The sequence below is a fragment of the Flavobacterium defluvii genome (assembly GCF_900129555.1).
Taxonomy (GTDB): domain Bacteria; phylum Bacteroidota; class Bacteroidia; order Flavobacteriales; family Flavobacteriaceae; genus Flavobacterium; species Flavobacterium defluvii.
Genome location: NZ_FQWC01000006.1, coordinates 111,873 through 132,855, shown reverse-complemented (window position 1 = coordinate 132,855; position 20,983 = coordinate 111,873). Strand labels below are relative to the sequence as shown.

At 31.8% G+C, this 20,983-nt stretch carries 16 protein-coding genes; 13 read left to right on the top strand and 3 right to left on the bottom strand.

The features are described 5' to 3' along the window. Position 1 precedes the first annotated feature (1 nt). From BUC29_RS14175 to BUC29_RS14160, 4 genes are read left to right on the top strand one after another with little or no spacing between them, the layout of a single operon-like run. Positions 2-949 (top strand): FemAB family protein, encoded by a 948-nt coding sequence (locus tag BUC29_RS14175; RefSeq protein WP_073416832.1) that lies wholly within the window; start codon positions 2-4, stop codon positions 947-949. After that, positions 946-2,085 carry a DegT/DnrJ/EryC1/StrS family aminotransferase gene (locus BUC29_RS14170; RefSeq protein WP_073416831.1) on the top strand — a complete coding sequence of 380 codons (1,140 nt, stop codon included), beginning with the start codon at positions 946-948 and terminating at the stop codon, positions 2,083-2,085. The genes BUC29_RS14175 and BUC29_RS14170 overlap by 4 nt, the downstream gene beginning before the upstream one ends. 3 nt (positions 2,086-2,088) lie before the next feature. After that, positions 2,089-3,588 (top strand): O-antigen translocase, encoded by a 1,500-nt coding sequence (locus tag BUC29_RS14165; protein ID WP_073416830.1) that lies wholly within the window; start codon positions 2,089-2,091, stop codon positions 3,586-3,588. After that, the gene (locus BUC29_RS14160) at positions 3,575-4,321 is read left to right on the top strand and encodes an acyltransferase (protein WP_073416829.1); all 747 of its coding nucleotides are present in this window, start codon (positions 3,575-3,577) and stop codon (positions 4,319-4,321) included. Before BUC29_RS14165 ends, BUC29_RS14160 begins: the two co-directional genes overlap by 14 nt. A gap of 129 nt (positions 4,322-4,450) precedes the next feature. Here the strand turns inward: BUC29_RS14160 and BUC29_RS14155 are convergent, their stop codons facing one another. Continuing rightward, positions 4,451-5,344: a glycosyltransferase gene (locus BUC29_RS14155; protein WP_073416828.1), complete on the bottom strand. Its 894-nt coding sequence runs from the start codon at positions 5,342-5,344 to the stop codon at positions 4,451-4,453. Between the two features lie 51 nt (positions 5,345-5,395). Here BUC29_RS14155 and BUC29_RS14150 point away from each other — a divergent pair, with 51 nt between their 5' ends. From BUC29_RS14150 to BUC29_RS14140, 3 genes are read left to right on the top strand one after another with little or no spacing between them, the layout of a single operon-like run. Continuing rightward, entirely contained in the window at positions 5,396-6,493 is a 1,098-nt protein-coding gene (locus BUC29_RS14150) for a glycosyltransferase (RefSeq protein WP_073416982.1), read from the top strand. Beyond that, entirely contained in the window at positions 6,490-6,894 is a 405-nt protein-coding gene (locus BUC29_RS14145; RefSeq protein WP_073416983.1) for a sugar 3,4-ketoisomerase, read from the top strand. The genes BUC29_RS14150 and BUC29_RS14145 overlap by 4 nt, the downstream gene beginning before the upstream one ends. Continuing rightward, positions 6,891-7,976, top strand: coding sequence for a glycosyltransferase family 4 protein (locus BUC29_RS14140; protein ID WP_073416827.1), 1,086 nt, complete (start codon positions 6,891-6,893; stop codon positions 7,974-7,976). Before BUC29_RS14145 ends, BUC29_RS14140 begins: the two co-directional genes overlap by 4 nt. A gap of 9 nt (positions 7,977-7,985) precedes the next feature. Here BUC29_RS14140 and BUC29_RS14135 read toward each other — a convergent pair whose 3' ends face one another. Continuing rightward, positions 7,986-8,861, bottom strand: a complete 876-nt coding sequence (locus BUC29_RS14135; protein ID WP_073416826.1) for a glycosyltransferase family 2 protein — start codon at positions 8,859-8,861, stop codon at positions 7,986-7,988. Further along, positions 8,861-9,544 carry a cell division ATP-binding protein FtsE gene (locus BUC29_RS14130; RefSeq protein WP_073416825.1) on the bottom strand — a complete coding sequence of 228 codons (684 nt, stop codon included), beginning with the start codon at positions 9,542-9,544 and terminating at the stop codon, positions 8,861-8,863. Before BUC29_RS14130 ends, BUC29_RS14135 begins: the two co-directional genes overlap by 1 nt. 240 nt (positions 9,545-9,784) lie before the next feature. On the opposite strand from BUC29_RS14130, the gene BUC29_RS14125 reads away from it, so the two are divergent. The 6 genes from BUC29_RS14125 (at position 9,785) to asnB (BUC29_RS14100) (ending at position 20,926) form a co-directional block, all read left to right on the top strand. Then, positions 9,785-12,802 carry a tetratricopeptide repeat protein gene (locus tag BUC29_RS14125; protein WP_073416824.1) on the top strand — a complete coding sequence of 1,006 codons (3,018 nt, stop codon included), beginning with the start codon at positions 9,785-9,787 and terminating at the stop codon, positions 12,800-12,802. A gap of 105 nt (positions 12,803-12,907) precedes the next feature. Next, positions 12,908-13,771 (top strand): PhzF family phenazine biosynthesis protein, encoded by an 864-nt coding sequence (locus tag BUC29_RS14120; RefSeq protein ID WP_073416823.1) that lies wholly within the window; start codon positions 12,908-12,910, stop codon positions 13,769-13,771. A gap of 138 nt (positions 13,772-13,909) precedes the next feature. Next, positions 13,910-15,664 carry a TonB-dependent receptor gene (locus tag BUC29_RS14115; protein WP_073416822.1) on the top strand — a complete coding sequence of 585 codons (1,755 nt, stop codon included), beginning with the start codon at positions 13,910-13,912 and terminating at the stop codon, positions 15,662-15,664. 188 nt (positions 15,665-15,852) lie between these two features. Further along, positions 15,853-16,302, top strand: a complete 450-nt coding sequence (locus BUC29_RS14110) for a hypothetical protein (RefSeq protein WP_073416821.1) — start codon at positions 15,853-15,855, stop codon at positions 16,300-16,302. Positions 16,303-17,323: 1,021 nt separating this feature from the next. Next, positions 17,324-19,000, top strand: a complete 1,677-nt coding sequence (gene asnB, locus BUC29_RS14105; protein ID WP_073416820.1) for an asparagine synthase B — start codon at positions 17,324-17,326, stop codon at positions 18,998-19,000. A gap of 309 nt (positions 19,001-19,309) precedes the next feature. Next, complete coding sequence (gene asnB, locus BUC29_RS14100) at positions 19,310-20,926, top strand: asparagine synthase B (protein WP_073416819.1); 1,617 nt, start codon at positions 19,310-19,312, stop codon at positions 20,924-20,926. Positions 20,927-20,983: the final 57 nt, after the last annotated feature.

The following is a 20,983-nucleotide window of genomic DNA, read 5'->3' as shown; positions in this document are numbered from 1 at the left end:
TATGAAATACACCGTAAAAAAATACGATCAAAATGACTATCAAATTTGGAATGATTTTATCAGTCAGGCCAAAAATGCAACATTTTTGTTTCATCGTGATTTTATGGAATATCATAAAGATCGTTTTGAAGATTTTTCGCTTTTAATTTTTGAAGAAGAAAAATTACGAGCTGTTCTTCCTGCAAATAAAAAAGGAAACGAAATTCACTCGCATCAGGGACTTACTTATGGAGGTTTGGTTTACCTTTCAAAATTAAATGCTGAAAAAGTTGAAGCCATTTTAGATTCTGTTTTATATTTTTTAAAAGAAAATAAAATAGAAACTTTTTATTACAAACCTATTCCGGATTTTTATTTCCCGAAAGGAAACCGGGAAATGGATTTTTTCCTTTTTAAAAGAAATGCCATTTCAGAACGAAAAGAAATGAATCTGGCTGTTAATTTACAATCGCCTCTTCAAATTTCTAAAAGTAAATTAAAACATTTCAGAAGAATTGAAAATCTCGATTTGGATGTTGTTGAAGAACAAGATTTTAAACCATTTTGGAACGAGATTTTAGAACCAAGATTGTTGGAAAAATTCAATGCAAAACCAGTTCATACCAAAGAAGAAATAACACTTTTAAAGCAAAATTTCCCTCAAAATATCAAACAATTTTCAGTTTACAAAAATGAAGAAATTATTGCCGGAATTACCATTTTTGAAACAGAAAATGTAGTAAAATCACAATATGGCGCAACTTCAAAAATTGGTGAAGAATTCAGGGCGCTCGATTTTTTATTCATTAATCTGATTCACAAATACAAACGAAAAGGAAAACAATTTTTTGATATGGGAATTGTAAATGAAGAAAACGAATCAGGTTATAGTTCAGGACTTTTGAAACAAAAAGAAGAACTTGGCTGCGCTGTTTACAATCAGGATTTTTATAAAATTGCTATAAAATGATATCATTTCTGGACCTAAAAAAGATAAACGAACCGTATGAAACTGCTTTTCAGGAAAAACTGAAATCAGTTTTAGAAAGCGGCTGGTACATTTTAGGAAAAGAAACAGAAATATTTGAAAAGGCTTTCGCCGAATACTGCCAAACCAAATACTGCATAGGAGTTGGAAATGGTTTCGATGCTTTAGTATTGATTTTTAAAGGTTATATACAATTAGGAAAACTCAAAAAAGGCGACGAAATAATTGTTCCCGCAAATACCTACATTGCCAGTATTTTAGCCATTTTGCAGGCAGATTTAGTTCCTGTTTTAGTTGAACCAAAATTAGAAACCTACAACATAAATCCCGATTTAATTCAGGAAAAAATAACCTCAAAAACAAAGGCAATTTTAGCCGTTCATTTGTACGGACAATTGGCTGAAATGGATAAAATAAATGAAATTGCAATAGAAAATAATCTAATTGTAGTTGAAGATTGTGCACAATCTCATGGAGTTTTAAAATTCCAAAATTTTAAAAACCAAATTCCAATTAATACACATGTCACTCTGAGCGAAGTCGAAGAGCTACAAAGTGCTTGTGCATTTAGTTTTTATCCGGGAAGCAATCTTGGTTGTTTAGGCGATGGCGGAGCAATAACAACAAACGATTCTGAGTTGGCAAAAGTGCTTTTTTCACTTCGAAATTATGGTTCAGAGAAAAAATATTATAACGATTTTGTTGGTGTGAATTCAAGATTAGATGAATTGCAGGCCGCATTTTTAAATTTGAAATTACCCAATTTAGATACAGACAATACCAAACGAAAAGCAATTGCCAAACGATATTTATCTGAAATTAAAAACAATAAAATAATACTACCATTTTGGGATTATTCAGATAATCATGTTTTTCATTTATTTGTTATCCGAACAGAAAACAGAGAAAATCTGCAAGATTATTTAACCCAAAATAATATTCAGACTGTTATTCATTATCCGGTACCACCACACAAACAAAAAGCATTTCCTGACTGGAATAATTTGTCATTTCCTGTAACAGAGAAAATTCATAACGAAGTTTTAAGTTTACCAATAAGTCCGGTTTTAACCGAAACGGAAGTTGATTTTATTATCGAAATTTTAAACAAATATTAATTCGTGTCTGATAAAAAATCATATCAGCAAATTTTAAAAACAACTTCGCTTTTTGGCGGAGTTCAGTTTTTTTCGATTTTAATATCCATTATCCGTACCAAATTAATAGCTGTTTTTATAGGCCCGGCCGGAATGGGAATTATAGCTTTATTAAATTCTACTTTGGGAGTTTTAAGCAGTATTTCTGGTTTGGGAATTGAAACCAGCGCTGTAAAAAACATTTCTGAAAATTATAAAAATGAAGATTTAAAAACGGTTTCAAAAACGATTCAAACCGTAAAAAAGATTGTTTTTTTTACCGGGATTTTAGGAATGGTTTTAACTTTTGTTTTTTCAAAAGCTTTAAGTATCATCACGTTTGGAAATCCTGATCAAACTTTTTCTTTTGCAATTCTTTCGGTTACTGTTTTGTTTAAATTATTAAGTTCAGGTCAATTGGCAGTTTTACAAGGTTTACGATCTTTTCGTTTTTTAGCAAAGGCCAATTTATACGGAAATCTTTTCGGACTTCTTTTTTCAATTCCGTTATATTATTTTTTGAAAATTGATGCCATACTTCCCACCATAATTATTACTTCTTTTTCATCCTTGATTTTTTCCTTTTATTATTCGAATAAAATTAAAATTGAAAAAGAAAAAATACCAAATTCAGCACTTTTATTAGAAGGAAAACTGATCGTAAAATTGGGTTTTATGCTCACAATAAGCAGTGTTTTAACATTGTTGTCGACTTATTTAGTTCAAATTTATGTTGGAAAAACAGGAGGTTTTGAACAAGTTGGTTTTTACAATGCCGGTTTTACATTATTAAACTCGTATGTCGGAATTATTTTTACGGTAATGAGTACCGATTATTTTCCGAAACTTTCTGCGATTAATTCTGATAATGAAAAAATTAGAGAAAGTGTCGAACAACAGGCTTATGTTTCTGTTTTAATTATAATGCCCATTATTGTTTTGTTTCTGGCATTCAGTCCTTTGATTGTAAAAATTATCTATACTTCAAAATTTTACGAAATAATCCCAATGGTAAGTATTGGGATTATAGGAATGTTGTTTCGAGCCGTTTCCTGGTCAATGGGATTTATTTTAATTGCCAAAGGCGACTCGAAAATGTTCGTTAAAACTGCCATTGGTTTTAATGTTTTGTTTTTGATGTTAAATATTTTAGGATATTATTTTTACAGTTTAGAAGGTTTGGGAATTAGTTTCAGTTTGTATTTTTTGATACATTTTATTGGACTAAAAATGATAACCAAAAAGCGATATAGCTTTTATTTTGAAAATCAGTTTTATAAAATATATTCAATTTGCATTGCAATTTCTGCTTCAGCATTTTTGATTCAGTACATTACAAATCCGGTTTTAAAATTTGGATTAATGATTGTTGTAGTTTTAATTTCAATTCTTTTCAGCATTAGCCAAATTCATAAAAAGATCAATTTAAGCGAAATATTTACGTCATTTGTTCAGCGAAAAAAAGATAAAAATGATTCAGAATAGTTATAGAAAATGCCGTTCATTTTATCATAAATTCCGGTTTTACTGCAAAGTAAACTGGACAAAAACGTTGTATTTTAATTTTAAAAAACTGCCTTTTCAAACTGCCAAAAAACTTCCTGTTTTCTTTTACGGAAAAGTAAAATTTAGTTCCATAAAAGGTGATATTCAAATCGACGGAAAAATTCAAAAAGGAATGATTGGTTTTGGTCAGCCTTACGAACTAAATAAAGCACACAAAGGAATTGCAGAAATTAATATTTTAGGAAAATTAATATTCAAAGGAAAATTTCAATTTGGTAAAGATTGCTTTGTTTTTGTTGGAGAAAATGCCGTTTGCGCATTAGGAAATATGGCTTCGATGGCTTCCGCCGGAAAATTAATTTGTAGTGAAAAAATCGTTTTGGGAGATTATGCCCGTTTTGGATCTGAATGCCAAATTATTGACACTAATTTTCACGATTTAATTGATACGCAAACTGGAGACAAACTGCCAAAGTCAGCGCCAATTTTTATCGGAAATTATAATTTTATGAGTAACAGAGTTTCTATAATGAAAGGAACAAAAACACCTGATTTTTGTACAATTGCATCCAATAGTTTAGCAACAAAGGATTATACTTCGCTTGGCGAAAATATTCTGATAGGCGGCGTTCCTGCCAAATTAATTAGAAATAATATTTCGAGAGACTGGCAGGGAGAAAAACAGCAATTAGATGATTTTCTAACGATTTAAAGAAAAACATTAAAACCGTTTAAATCCGTGTTTTTACGAAGTAAATCCGTTTTTTCTGCGTACAAAATGGAACACGGATTTAACAGATTCGCTATCGCGAAAACACGGATTAAACGGATTTTTTTATTTTTAAATTATTTTAATTCTTTGTTTAAACTCTAATACAATATATTTAAAAAACAATTTAAAATTCGAAGTTTTAAAAGCCAGAATAAGTTCAAAATGCATTCGTTTTAAAATAGCTTTATGTTCTTGTTTTGTTCTGTTTAATTTGATTGCTTTTTTGATAATCAAATAAGTAGAATAATTTATCTTTTTAGATCTTGAATCGTTTTTAAGATAAAAATGAGTTCCAAAAGAAGCTGTAGATATTCTTTTCTGAATCAGGATTTCATCAATAAAATCAAAATTATATTTGCGTGACGCACGAATCCAAAAGTCCAGATCTTCATAAGCAAGATTTTCATCATAACCTTTTAAATCATCAAAAACAGATTTTTTAACCATCGAAGAGACCGAACAAATACTGTTTCCGCCAGAAATTACGCTTAAATAAATATCTCCGGTTTGTCGTTTTTCAATTGTTTTTTTTGCTTCATTTACACTAAAATAGTAAGAATCGTGCTGACCATTTTCAGTAATTAATTCGGCATTTCCGTAAACTGCACCAAGATTTTTAAATTGGCTTTCCTGAAAAGCTTTTATTTGGAGTAAAACACAATTTGGCAGTAAAATATCATCGCAGGCCAAATCGATAATATATTCACCTTTAGCCAGTTTCAGCGCTTTATTAAACGATTTTGTGCTTCCTAAATTGGTTTCGCTTTCAATAAACTGAATCTGCGGATAATCTGTCAGCCAATTTCTAATAACTTCTCTGGAATTATCGGTGCTAAAATCATCAACAATAATAACTTCAATAAAAGGATAATCCTGATTTAATGCCGATATTAAACTTTCTACAACAAAATTTTCATGATTGTAGCACAAGCAAATAATGGTTACCAATGATTTATCCTGCATTTTGTTTTAAAGAGTTATATTTGATACGAAAATAAGAAAACGTCGATGATATTGTCTCACAAAAAAAAGAAAATTGCTTTAATAGGTTATCGTCTCAGCGGAGGCGGAAGCGATAAAGTAATGGCAAATTTGTCTATTTTTTTTGAACGTCAGGGTTTTGAGGTTGATATTATAATTGTTCTCGATGAAGTGAGTTTTCCGTATTCGGGAAAATTGGTAAATCTTGGTTTATTGAAAAATAAAAGTAATGGTATTTTCAATAAAATTAAGCGATTAAAAGCTTTGAGAACGTATTTGAATAAAAATAAATTCGATTTTATTATTGATTTTCGTTTTAGAACAAAGATTATTCAGGAACTAATTTTGGCCCGATTTATTTATAATGCCAAAACCATTTTTACGGTTCATAGTTTTTTGATCGATCATTACATGCCCAACAATTCGTTTTTAACAAGATTGATGTACAATCATTGTTTGGCCAATGTCGCGATTACCGATGAAATGAAAACGTTGATTGAAAATAAACATCATTTAAAGAATGTTGTAACGATTCATAATCCGTTAAATCTTGAAGAAATTAAAGAAAAACAAAACGAAGAAATCGATCTCAATTTTGATTTTATAATTGCAGTCGGACAATATGAAAACGAAATAAAACAATTTGATAAACTGATTTCCAGTTATGCAAAATCTGATTTACCGCAAAAACAAATTCATTTGGTAATTGTTGGGAATGGAGATGAATCAAAACTTAAAAAAGCAATTTTAGAATCTAAAACCGAACAATTTGTACATCTTATTGGTTATCAAAATAATCCTTTTAAGTATCTTAAAAAAGCTCAATTTCTAGTTTTAAGCAGCAAAAATGAAGGCTTTCCAAATAGTATTTTAGAAGCTTTAGGCTGCGAAATTCCCGTTGTATCTTTTGATTGTGATTTTGGTCCAAGGGATATGATTTCTTCCTTTGAAAATGGTATTTTAGTCGAAAATCAAAATTGGGAGAAACTAACCGAAGCAATTAATTTATTAGTTTCAGATAAAGACTTATATCAAAAATGTGAAGAAAATACATTGAACAGCATTGCACCTTTTTTACTTGAAAAAATTGGGCAGCAATGGTTAAATTTATTGCAGAAAAACGAATTATGACAACAATTCACGATATAGAATTACTTAAAATTCCGGTTGTTGAAGACTTAAGCGGAAATTTAGCTTTTATTCAAAATGGTGTTTTACCGTTTGAATTTAAAAGGGTTTATTATCTTTTTGATGTTCCAAGCAGTGCTTTTCGCGGCGGACATTCGCATATCGAACAGCATGAAGTTTTGATCGCTTTAAGCGGAAGTTTTGAAGTAACGGTTAATGACGGAAAAGACAAAAAGAGTTTTCTTTTGAATAAGCCAAACGTTGGCCTTCATTTGCCAAAAGGAATTTGGAGAGAATTAGAGAATTTTTCTTCTGGTGCAATCTGTCTTGTTTTGGCTTCGGATGTTTTTGAAGAAACCGACTATATTCGTGATTATGAAACCTTTTTGAGTTCCAAAAGATGAAACTCCTTTACATTGTTCCCAAAATAAAAAATGCCGGCGGCGTGGCTCGAGTTCTATCACTTAAAGCCAATTATTTTACAGAACATTTTAATTATGAAGTGCATATTTTATCTCAAAATGAAACAGAAGATTTGCCTTTTTATGACTTTAATTCTAAAGTTATCTTTCATAATATTATTTTAAACGGAAATCCTTTTCAGTTTTTAAAAGCCTATAAAAAGCAGATAAATCAAAAAGTAAAAGAAATTAATCCACATGTAATTTTGGTTGCTGACAATGGTTTAAAAGCTTTTATTTTTCCTTTCGTAATTAAAACCAAAATTCCGATTGTTTTTGAAATTCACGGTTCTAAATTTATTGAAGAAAATCCTTTAAAATCTGATTTTATATCGAAGTTTATTTCAAAAATAAAATATCGATTTAAAGATTTTGGTGTTCGAAAGTTTACCAAAATTGTGGCTTTATCGGAAGAAAATTTAGAAGAATGGAACGTTAAAAACGGAATTGTAATTCCGAATCCATCTTGGATTCAAACTAAACTAGTTTCAGATTTAAAAAACAAAAAGGTTATTTGCGTTGCCCGAAATTCTTATGAAAAAGGATTAGACCGATTAATAGTAATTTGGGAAAAAGTAATCGATATACATCCGGATTGGACTTTGGAAATTTATACTGATGAAGTTGATTCTTTAAATACTATTGTTGTTGATTTAGGAATGACTTTAAACATACATATTTTCAGTTTCGTGAAAAATATCGAAGAAAAATATCTTGAATCTTCGATTTATGTGATGACTTCCAGAACTGAAGGTTTTCCTATGGTTTTATTAGAAGCAATGGCTTCCGGTTTACCTTGTATTGCTTTCGATTGTCCAACGGGACCCAGAGCAATAATTAAAAATAACAAAAATGGATTTCTGATTCCGGATAATGATGATTTATTGTTTATTGAAAAACTTTCTGCCTTAATTGAAAATGAAGATTTAAGATTGGAGTTTGGAAAGAACGCCAAGCACTCTTCTGAGAATTATTCTGTAGAGAAAATAATGGAGAAGTGGAGATCATTTTTAGAAGAATTATAACAATTAGACTCAATAACTATTGAGAATCTTGCTGGAATGCAAAAAACAAAAATATCCCAGTTTATAAATATCAAAAAGGAATAAAGATGGTTTTTCAGAAATCAAATTTCTTTCGATTTTTATTTGATTCTTTTTGAAAACATAACTTGCAAAACGAATCAATTTTACTTTTTTAAGAAGTTCAAAAACTTTAATAATTTTACTTTCTTCTGAAGAAATTTTTCCCGAATTATAAAGTAAAACCAAATTTTCTAAAGCCGTTTTTGTTTTGGCTAAAAATGCTTCTGAAGTTTCCAGATTTAAATGAAAAGTTGGGTTTTCAATTTGATTTATGTTAAAATTGTTTTTCTTCAAAACAGCGAAAAAAACCAAATCTTCGTAACCGTATTTCGTAATCGATTCATCAAAAGGATATTGCAGAAAAATATCTTTTTTGATTAGTAAATTAGAAGATAAAAGGGCAGAAGTTTCTCTTTCTTTTCCATAAATCCAGCGCAAAAGTTTTTCATTTTGCGGTTTTTTATCCTCATAAATAATTCCGCCAAAAATAATATTTACACTTTCAGAAAGTGCAGAAATATAGTTTTGAATAAAATTATTATCCGACGGAAAAGTATCGCAATCTAATATTAAAAGCCAGTTATATTTTGCTTTTCGGGCTAAAGAATTGATGTTTTTTCCTCTTCCTAAATTGGTATCATTAACAAAAAAAGAACCATTAGAAAAGGAATTAATTTCTTGATTTTGAATATTTTCTTTAGAGTTTGAAGCGTCGTCCTGACAGAGAATTTCAAAATTAATTCCACATAAATTACATTGTTTTACAAGTTCGGTTACGAGTTCTAAAACATTATAATTATAAACCGGAATTAAAACAGAAAGCATTACACTGTTCTTTGCACCACTTCGAAGATTCTTTCATCTTCGCATTTCAATGTTTTAGAAGGGAATTTCATCAACAATGCATAATCGTGAGTGGCCATAATAACCGTTTTTCCGTTTGCATTGATGGTTTTTAAAACTTCTAAAACCTCAGAACTTGTCTGTGGATCAAGGTTTCCTGTTGGTTCATCGGCAAGGATAAATTCAGGATCGTTAAGCAAAGCTCTTGCAATGGCAACACGCTGCTGCTCACCGCCAGAAAGCTGGTGCGGCATTTTATTAAGGAAATCTTTCATTCCAACTTTATCGAGAACTTCATCGATTTTGTATTCCATAGCTTCTTTTTCTGTCCAGCCAGTTGCTTTTAGAACAAAAAGCATATTATCTTTAATCGAACGGTCCGGTAGTAGTTTAAAATCCTGGAAAACAATTCCGATTTTACGTCTCAAATACGGAATATCTTTTTCTTTTAAAGTAGCCAAATCAAAGTCGACAATATGTGCTTCACCTTCAGTTAAAGGCAAATCTGCGTACAATGTTTTTAAGAAGCTGCTTTTTCCGGAACCCGTTTTTCCAATGATGTAAATAAATTCACCATGCTGAACATCTAAATTAATATGAGAAATAATTTTTCTTCCTTCTTGATATATAGTGACTTCTTTAAGAGATAGTACGGTTTGTGACATAATAAAATTGATTTGAATTGTAAAAGTAATAAGATAACGATTGGATTCAAAATAAATTTCAATGATTTCTGAATAAAAACGCTAAAAAATAAATTGTTTTTGAAAGTTTGAAAACCAATCTTTTGACCTTTAATATCTTGTTTAATAAATGCGATTCTGACATTTGTTCATAATAAATCGAAGAAACGTTTCGTTATAAACGGTATAAAATGATAAATTTGAATACTAAATATAACTAAAATGCGTAAAATTTCCAGGTTCTTTTTATTCCAAATTATCCTTATTTCGACTGCAGTTTCGGCACAAAAATCGGCAATATATACTTACGATTTAAAGGATTTTGACAAAGCGCTGGCTTTATATAACGACAAACAATACGCTTCGGCTCAGCATATTTTTGAATATGTAAAAAACAATACCGCACCAACAGAAGAAGTAAAATCAGATTGTGCTTACTATATCGCCAATTGTGCTATTAGAACCAATCAGGCCAATGCCGATGCTTTGATGGAAAAATTCGTTGAAGATTACCCTACAAGTACCAAACAAAATCAGGCTTATATTGAGGTTGCGCAATATTTTTTCGAACAGGGAAATTATCCGAAAGCTTTGCAGTGGTTTGACAAAGTCGACGAAAGTTACATGAGCAAAAAAGATTCGGATAAATTTAATTTCCAGAAAGGCTACAGCTATTTTAATGCTAAAAATAAAAAAGAAGCTGCAGCGTATTTTAATAAGGTTGTAAACTCTCCTGAATTTGGTTCGCAGGCCAAATATTATTTAGGATTTATGGCTTATGAAGGTGACGATTACAAAGAAGCAACGAAATATTTTGACGAAGTTTCGGGTGAAGAAAAATACAAAGAGAAACTTTCGTATTATCAGGCTGATATGAATTTTAAATTAGGAAATTTCCAAAAAGCAATTGATTTGGGCCAAAAAGCAATGGCTAAATCAAATGATATGGAAAAATCAGAATTGAATAAAATTATCGGCGAAAGTTATTTCAACTTAAAACAATACGATAAAGCGATTCCGTATTTAGAACAATATGCAGGGAAAAAAGGAAAATGGAACAACACCGATTTCTACCAGTTAGGTTACGCATATTACGAGCAGAAAAATTACGAAAAAGCAATTTCTCAATTTAATAAAATAATTGAAGGAAAAGATTTCGTTGCACAAAATGCATATTACCATTTAGGTTTAAGTTATTTAAATACCGGTAAAAAACAAGAAGCTTTGAATGCGTTCAAAAATGCTTCGGAAATGGATTTCAATGCGCAGATTCAGGAAGATGCAGCTTTGAATTATGCTAAAGTAAGTTATGATATTGGAAACGCTTATCAAACCGTTCCGGGAATTTTACTTGATTTCTTAAAAAAATATCCAAACAATTCGAGCAGGGCAGAAGTAGAAAAACTTTTGGTTGATTCTTATATTTCGACTAAAAACTATAAAGAAGCTTTGGCTTTATTAGAAAAAAACAGAACACCAGAAAATAAAGCGGCGTACCAAAAAGTGCTTTTTTACAGAGGAGTTGAGTTGTACAATGAATCAAATTATGCCGAAGCAGGAAAAATGTTTAAAAGTGCTGCTAACGAACAAAAAACACCTGAATTTACAGCGCGCGCAACGTTTTGGAAAGCTGAAACTGAATATGTTTCAGATGATATGCAGAATGCATTATTAACGTACAAACAATTTGCCGGACTTCCTGCCGCAAAATCTACAGACGAATACAAAAACATCAATTATAATATTGGTTACACCTATTTTAAACTAAAAGAATACGATCAGGCTGCGAATTCATTTCAGGCGCAGATTGATAATAATAAAGAAGATAAAGTTCGTTTGAATGATTCGTATCTGCGTTTAGGGGATTCTCGTTTTGTGAATTCAAAATATGCTCAGGCAAACGAAGCTTACGGAAAAGCAATTGACGCAAGGGGTGTTGATGCCGATTATGCACAGTTTCAAAAAGCACTTTCGTATGGTTTTATGTCTAAAAACGATCAGAAAATCAACGAACTGAACAACTTCTTAAAAATGTATAAAAAATCAGAATATCGTGATGATGTTTTGTTTGAGTTAGGAAATACGTATGTAGCTGACAAAAAGAATGATTTGGCAATTAAAACCTACGATCAGTTAATTTCAGAATACAAAAACGGTTCCTTTACTTCAAAAGCAATTTTGAAACAAGGTTTAATTTATTACAATTCAGATCGTGACGAACAAGCATTGACAAAATTCAAGAAAGTTGCAGCAGAATTCCCAAAAACACCGGAAGCTCTGGAAGCTGTTTCAACAGCCAGATTAATTTATGTTGATTCTGGAAAAGTGGATGAATATGCAACCTGGGTTAGAACTTTAGATTTCGTTTCGGTTACAGATGCAGAACTGGATAATGATACTTACGATGCCGCTTTCAAACAATACAGCCAGAATAACAGCAAAACGGCGATTACAGGATTTGCAGGTTATGTGAGCAAATTCCCTTCTGGACTGCATGCTTTAGAAGCAAATTTTTATTTGGCACAATTATATTATGCTGAAGGTTCTGAAACCAGATCAATTTCGAATTATCAATATGTTATCGATCAGCCGAGAAGTGAATTTACGGAGCAGGCTTTAAACAGACTGGCTCAGATTTACTTAAAAGCTAAAGATTGTGACAAAGCAATTCCGGTTTTAGTTCGTTTAGAAAGCGAAGCCGATTATCCTCAGAATAAAAACTTTGCGCAGGCCAATTTGATGAAATGTTATTACGACAAAAAAGATTATGACAACTCAGTTATTGCTGCAGAAAAAGTATTAGCGAATCCTAAAGCCGATACCAATGTAAAAGCAGATGCGCAGATTGTTGTCGCACGCGCAGCAATTCAAACAGGTGATGAAGATAAAGCAAAAACTGCATATGCAAAATTGTCTACGACTTCAAAAGGAGAATTAGCAGCCGAAGCATTGTATTATGATGCTTATTTTAAAACCAAAGAAGGGAAATTTGAAGCGTCGAACACAGCAATTCAAAAACTGGCAAAAAACTATTCGGCTTACAAATATTACGGAGCAAAAGGTTTGGTTTTAATGGCTAAAAATTTCTACGGATTAAAAGACAGCTATCAGGCAACATACATTTTGGATAACGTAATCAACAATTTTACAGATTATCCGGATGTTGTAGAAGAAGCTAAAAAAGAATTAAACGCAATTAAGGCGGAAGAGTCAAAAACAAATTCGTCGATTAATAGATAAGAAAAAAAGAGTATAGAATATAGAGAATAGAAAATAGATTGAAAACAAAGATTTGAAGTCTATTTTCTTTATTCTTTCTTCTATTTTCTCAAAAAAAAGAAAGAAATGAGTTTACCTTTTTATATAGTTGATGTTTTTGCTGATAAGAAATATGCCGGAAATCAGCTGGCGGTTTTTTTGGATGCAGGAAATTTAAGTTCTGAAGAAATGCAGCAAATGGCGCGTGAGATTAATTTCGCAGAAAGCACATTTGTGACCAAACTTGATAGAGAAAATAATAAAGCCGAGATCAGAATATTTACTCCGGCTCATGAAATGCAGTTTGCAGGACATCCAATAATTGGAACTTCGTGGGTTTTAATTAATAAAATATTTGAGAATTCGCCTGAAACTATAACATTAAATGTTCCCATTGGACCCATTCAGATTCATAAGACAGAAGATTTGATCTGGCTAAAAGCTGCTCAGCCTAAATTTTGGGATGTTTTTTCGAAAATAGATTTTACATTTTTCAGCAATCTTCAGGTGAGTGATTTCGAAAATCAATTTCCTATTCAGGAAGTGACTACAGGAAGTGCCTTTGTTATGGTTGGGCTAAGTAGTAAAAGAGCGCTTGAAAATTTAGTTTTGGATAAAGATAAAACCGATCAATGGTTAAAAAACAACTGTAAAACAGAGCATAGAGGCTTATATTTTTATTATTTAGAAGATGATAAAATCTTTAGCAGAATGCTGTGTGTTGAACATAATCAATTGGTTGAAGATGCAGCAACAGGAAGCGCAAGTACTTGTCTGCAGGCTTTTTTATTAAAATATCACAAACCTGAATTTGAATTAATCAATTATCAGGGAGATTATATTGGCCGTCCGTCTCAAATTTATTTTAAAGGAAAACTGGTTAATGAAGAGTTTGATATTAAAATTGGAGGAAAAGCACAATTTGTTGCTAAAGGAGATTGGGAAGCTTGAATTTTAGAAAATAGAATAAAGAACAAAGAATATAAATTTTAGAATATAGAAACAAAACAAGAGATTGAGCTAAGAATTAAGGAATAGTATAAGTCTATTTTCTATACTCTTTTCTCTATACTCTTAAAAAATATAAGTATGAAATTAAACTGCCGAAATAAAATTACCGTTTTGCTCGTGTTATTTGCTGCCCAGCTTTCGTTTTCGCAAGTTAAGAAGAATGAAAGTATTGGAACTGAAACGGTAAACGTAGTAAAACCTTATTCGCCAACAATATCAGACGCTTTTAAAGTGAAAGAAACGCCTTCGCTTGACGATGCGGGAAATCAGCCAAAAGAAATTATTAAATATAGTATTTTGTCTGTTCCGGTGGCTTCGACTTTTACGCCTTCAAAAGGAAATGCTCAGGCTGTTGATAAATCTAAAAAAGAAAGATTGTTTAATAATTATGCAACACTCGGTGTTGGAAATTACGGTACGCTAAATGCAGAATTATTCGTAACGCAGGATTTAGGAAATAATGATTATTTGGCCGGAATGCTGCGTCATCATTCATCTCAGGGCGGAATTAAAGATGTAAATCTAAACGATGAATTTTACGATACAGGTTTAAATATTGGTTATGGACAAAATAATCGCGATATGTCCTGGGGCGTTGATTTAGGATATCAAAATCAAATATATAATTGGTATGGTCTGCCTGCTGATTTTGGAATGACTTTAGTGCCGGGAGCTCAGGAAGATTTAATAAGAGGAATTAATCCGAATCATTCTTATAACACGATTTCTGTAGGCGGAAATGCTGAATTTACTGAAAGTGTTTTTAGCAAAATTTCGACAAGATTTACACATTTTTCAGATAGTTTTTCTTCTTCAGAAAATCGTTTCTATCTAAAACCAACTTTTAAAGTTGATGTGATGGATCAGGCAATTAACACTAATGTCATTATAGATCATGTTAGTGGTTCGTTTGAGCATAATTATACAAGAGATAATGTTGAGCCATTAAAATATAGTCTGACTAATTTTGGAATCGAACCGAGTTTTGTGGTTCATGAAAATGACTGGACTTTAGAATTAGGCGCTGGTTTATTTTATGCTTTGGATTCTGAAAACAGCGGAAACAAATTTTATATTTATCCAAAAGTAAATGCTTCTTATAAATTAGTTGGTGATTTAATGATTTTCTATACCGGAGTAAACGGAAGCTTAAATCAAAATTCATATGCTGATTTTGTGAATGAAAATCCGTTTCTTTCTCCAACTTTAAATATGAGGCCAAGTAGTACACAATATAATGTTTTTGCAGGATTAAAAGGAAAACTGGCAAATAATGTGAGCTATAATTTAACAGGTTCTTATTTAAATGAAAAAGATAAAGCGCTGTTTAAAAGTAATGATTATACAGAAGATTTTTCAAATCAAAATTATGCATTCGGAAATTCGTTTGGTGTAGTTTATGACGATGTTCGAACTTTCCGTTTCTATGGAGAATTAAAAGCTGATTTTTCGCAGAATGTTTCTTTTGGAATCAACGGAACTTTCAATAGTTATAAGATTGACGGATTGGAAGCCTGGAACTTGCCTTCGATGAAATTAAGTTCAAATCTTGACGTTAATATTACAAAACAATGGTATGCAGGATTGAACGTTTTTTATGTGGGAGAACGTAAAGACATGCAGTCTAATTTAAATTCTGGAGTTGATCCGGTCATTACAACTTTAAAGAGCTATTTTGATGCCAATGCACATTTAGGATATAAATACAACGACCGTTTGACTTTCTTCTTAAAATTAAACAATATCGGAAATCAGGCTTACCAAAAATGGCTGAATTATCCTGTTCAGGGATTTCAGGTTTTAGTAGGAGGAAATTATAAGTTCGATTTTTAAATTTTTCATTCTAAAAGCATAAAGGAATAATTTATTTACAATATAAAAAGTGCCTTTTTTCAGCCGTGAACTCATGAATTTTTTGGAGTAGATTCGTGAATTCGTGGCTGTTTTTTTTAATTAAATTTGGTCAAAGAATAAAAAACCTTAGCATCTTTGCATCTCAGAACCTCAGTACTTTCAAAAAAATGACTTTTAAACAAAAAATACATTCTCACTACTCACAAATGGTTCAGGACCGAGTTGACGTTTTTAAAGATATGATTTCGGGATTGACAGAAGATTCTAAAAACGATGCAAAAGGTTCTGCCGGAGATAAACATGAAACCGCTTTGTCGATGATGCACATCGAACAGGAAAAACTGACCAATAAATTAAAAGAAGCGATTGCTCAAAAAGCAATTTTAGATAAAATCGATGCTTCAAAAAATACCGAAAATATCATTTCAGGAAGTTTGGTAAAAGCAAACGGAATTTTTTTATATGTAAGTGTTGCGCTTCCTAAAATTGCAATTGATGGAATCAATGTTATTGCACTTTCTCCACAATCTCCTTTGGGAAATCATTTAATGGGAAACAAAGTTGGATTTCAATTCGAGATCAATAAGACGCATTATACGATTGAAAGTGTTGAATGATGAATTCGTTTCGTGTAGTCTCTACGGGACAATTTTTAATACATAATATTTTTTCTACCAATATTTAATCTCTACGAGATATGTTTCTTTAAGATTAAAATATCCAGTTTTTTATTAATAGAACATTTACGATTTACGTACTCCGTAGGAGTTAACAATAAGACGCATTATACGATTGAAAGTGTTGAATGATGAATTCGTTTCGTGTAGTCCCTACGGGACAATTTTTAATACATATATTTTTTCTACCAATATTTAATCTCTACGAGATATGTTTCTTTAAGATTAAAATATCCAGTTTTTTATTAATAGAACATTTACGAGTTACATACTCCGTTAGGAGTTAATAATAAGACGCATTATACGACTGAAAGCATTGAATGATGAATTCGTTTCGTGTAGTGCCCTACGGGACAATTTTTAATACATAATATTTTTTCTACCAATATTTAATCTCTACGAGATATGTTTCTTTAAGATTAAAATAGCCAGTTTTTTATTAATAGAACATTTACGAGTTACATACTCAGTTAGGAGTTAAATATCGGTAGAAACATATTCACCAATACGATTGTCCCGTAGGGATTACACAAAAGTTGGCTGTAAAGTTTGTCATTTCGAGAAACGAGAAATCTTCACAATTAACTCCGTAACGAGAATCCCATCTTTGGCGAGCTTCTTACGAAGATTTTTCCTTCGTCGAAATGACAAGATTGAGCAAAGAGCAATATTTGAACAATTTTCTCTTCGATCTTTATGGATTTTTTATCAATAATGAAATAACTCAAAATTTAATTCAAAAAATCATTCTAAACTTTCAATTTTAAACCAGTTTTCTGTTCCAAATTAAAATTTTTAAGTTTCAAGCTTTTTTTAATGCTAAAATTTTACATTTTATATGTAAAAAATATTTTTTACTTTTAAATTGAAACTAAAACAACTATTTGTGTTTTTCAATTATAACTAATACTTCATCTTTGCCTTATCAAATTAAAATTTAAAAGTTTAAAAATATAAAATTATGTGTGGAATTGTATGTGCCTTTGATCTAAAGCAAAAAGCCGAAGCTTTGAGACCTCAAGTATTAGAAATGTCTAAAATCATTCGTCACCGCGGACCAGACTGGAGCGGAATTTACAGCAATGATAAAGCAATTCTTTCTCATGAGCGTTTAGCAATTGTAGATCCAGCTTCAGGAAAACAACCTTTATTTACAGAAGATAAAAAATTGGTTTTGGCTGCAAATGGTGAAATTTACAATCACAGAGATTTACGTAAACAATTTGACGGAAAATATAACTTTCAAACAGAAAGTGACTGCGAAGTTATCTTAGCATTATACAGAGAAAAAGGTGTAAGTTTTGTTGATGAATTAAACGGAATTTTCGGATTTGCGATTTATGACGTTGATAAAGATGAGTATTTTGTTGCTCGTGACCACATGGGAATTATTCCATTATATATCGGTTGGGATCAGCACGGAACTTTTTACGTAGCTTCTGAGTTAAAAGCTCTTGAAGGATACTGTACAAAAATCGAATTATTCCCTCCGGGGCATTATTTATCAAGTAAAGACGGTGAATTTGTACAATGGTACAAAAGAGACTGGACAGAATATGAGGCTGTAAAAGACAACGAAACAAGTATTCCAGAAATCAGAAAAGCACTTGAAGCAGCGGTTCACAGACAATTAATGAGTGATGTTCCTTACGGAGTTTTACTTTCTGGAGGTTTAGATTCGTCTATTACTTCGGCTGTAGCTAAGAAATTTGCTCAAAAAAGAATTGAGTCCGATGATACTACGGATGCCTGGTATCCGCAATTACACTCTTTCTCAGTTGGATTAGAAGGTTCTCCGGATTTAGCTGCAGCGAGAAAAGTAGCAGATCATATTGGAACTATTCACCACGAAATTAAATTTACAATTCAGGAAGGATTAGATGCAGTTCGTGATGTAATTTATAACCTTGAAACGTATGATGTAACTACAGTTAGAGCTTCGACTCCAATGTGGTTAATGGCGAGAGTGATTAAATCTATGGGAATCAAAATGGTTCTTTCAGGCGAAGGAGCAGATGAGCTTTTTGGAGGATATTTATATTTCCACAAAGCGCCAAACGCTAGAGAATTTCACGAAGAAAACGTTCGTAAATTAGGAAAACTTCACATGTACGATTGTTTGCGTGCCAACAAAAGTTTAGCGGCTTGGGGAATTGAAGGTCGTGTGCCATTCTTAGATAAAGAGTTTATGGATGTTGCAATGCGCATTAACCCGCAGGATAAAATGATCAACAAAGAACACCCGATGGAAAAATGGGTAGTTCGTAAAGCTTTTGAAGACATGCTTCCTGAAAGTGTGGCATGGAGACAAAAAGAACAATTCTCTGATGGGGTAGGATACAGCTGGATTGATACTTTGAAAGAAGTTGTAGCGAGAGAAGTTTCGGATGAGCAATTGGCAAATGCGAAATATAAATTTCCATTACAGACTCCAACTTCAAAAGAAGAATATTACTATCGTTCAATCTTTTCAGAGCATTTCCCAAGCGATGCAGCAGCATTATGCGTTCCTCAGGAAGCAAGTGTGGCTTGTAGTACAAAAATCGCTTTAGAGTGGGATGAGGCTTTCAAAAACTTAAACGATCCATCTGGTAGAGCTGTAGCAAGTGTTCACGACGATGCCTACGTTAAAGCATAAACAAGTTTAATTATTAGAATTAGTATATATTGCGGGAAAGACGTTCTTTATTGAGAACGTCTTTCTTGTCTAAAATTGTTAAATTCTATATTTCAGCTCTTTATAATAATTTTTCAGTAATTATTTAGCTTACTTTTTTTATATTTGGCATTCCCCAAAAAGTTAAATACCTAAGATTTTATTATTGAAAATGTAAGAAAGCAAAAAATAATATTTAGTTTTGTTTTCAACCAAATAATTTTAATGATTTTTTAATGTTCAGCTTATTTTGAGCTGATACTGAAGAATAAAAATAAAAAATAGAATAGTATGTCTGGATTATTGGCCGTTATTGGTAAAGGAAAAGACCCGCAGCTTGTAAAAGAACTTTCAGGAAGAATGGCGCATCGCGGCCCGGATGAAAGTGATTTGCATATTATGGAAAATGGAAGTATTCTTTGTCATGAAAGTTTATCCATTATCGATCTGCAATCGGGAAAACAGCCTATTCAGGGAACAGATAAAGCGTGGATGGTTCACGATGGCGAAATTTATAATTATCAGGAATTAAAAAATACAGTTTTGAAAGATCATACTTTCAGAACCAATTCTGATTCGGAAGTAATCGTGCATTTGTACGAAGAATTTGGATATGATTTTTGTAATAAACTTGATGGTGATTTTGCTTTTGTAATTATCGACGGAGATAAATATATTGCAGGAAGAGACCCAATTGGGGTGAAACCGTTGTATTATGGTTTAGATGAAAGAGGAAGAATTTATTTTTCTTCGGAAATGAAATCAATTGCAGATCAATGCAAATCGTTTTCAACTTTTCCTCCGGGACATTACTATACGGCAAAAAGCGGTTTTGTAAAATATTATCACCCGGAATACGAAGATCATAAAAATGCAACTCAACCGCTTGATTTTAGCCTAATCCGAGAAAAATTAATCGACGCAACCCGTAAACGTTTAATGAGCGAAGTTCCGGTTGGGGTTATTTTATCAGGAGGTTTAGATACCTCTTTAGTTTCTTCGATTGCTTCAAGACTATTAAAAGACAGCGGTAAAAAATTACCATCTTTTTCTATCGGATTAGATGCTGATGCTCCGGACAATGTTTCGGCAAGAAAAGCAGCAGAATTTTTAGGAACAGATCACCATGAAGTACATTTTACGGTAGAAGAGGGTGTGGCAATTTTAGAAAAAGTTATTTCTCATATTGAGACTTACGATATTATTTCGGTTCGTTCGGGAGTTCCAATGTATTTATTATCTAAAGCAATAATTGACAAAGGAGTAAAAGTAATTCTTTCAGGAGAAGGTGCAGATGAAATTTTTGGAGGTCATTTGTATTTTAGAAATGCGCCTTCGGCAGAAGAATTTCAGGATGAAACTATAGAAAGAGTTCAGAAGTTATTTACTGCCGATTTGCTTCGAGTTGATAAAACAACAATGGCAAACGGAATTGAAGCCAGGGTTCCGTTTTTAGATAAAGAATTTCTGGATGCTACAATTCGAATTAAAACAGAAGAAAAACAGCCGAAGACTTACGACGGAATTGAAAAATATATTCTTAGAAAAGCTTTTGACACACCTGAAGATCCATATTTACCAAAAGAAGTTTTATGGAGACAAAAGGAGCAATTTTCTGATGGAGTTGGGTATAACTGGGTAGACGCATTAATTGAATATTGTGAATCTCAGGTTACCGATGAGCAACTAGCTGGCGCAAGTGCAGAATTTCCATATAACACGCCAACAACAAAAGAAGCGTATTATTACAGATCAATTTTCCATAAATATTATCCACAAGTAAGTGCGGCACAAACGGTTCGTAAATGGATTCCGAAATGGCAGGAAAACCTTGATCCTAGTGGAAGAGCCAATGCAGCTCATTTACAGGGAAATTTTGAAAATGTAAAATCTGGAATTGCAGTTTAAAAACAACACTTAAAATTACAAATTGTAAATTCTAAAAACATACAAACCGAAACAGGT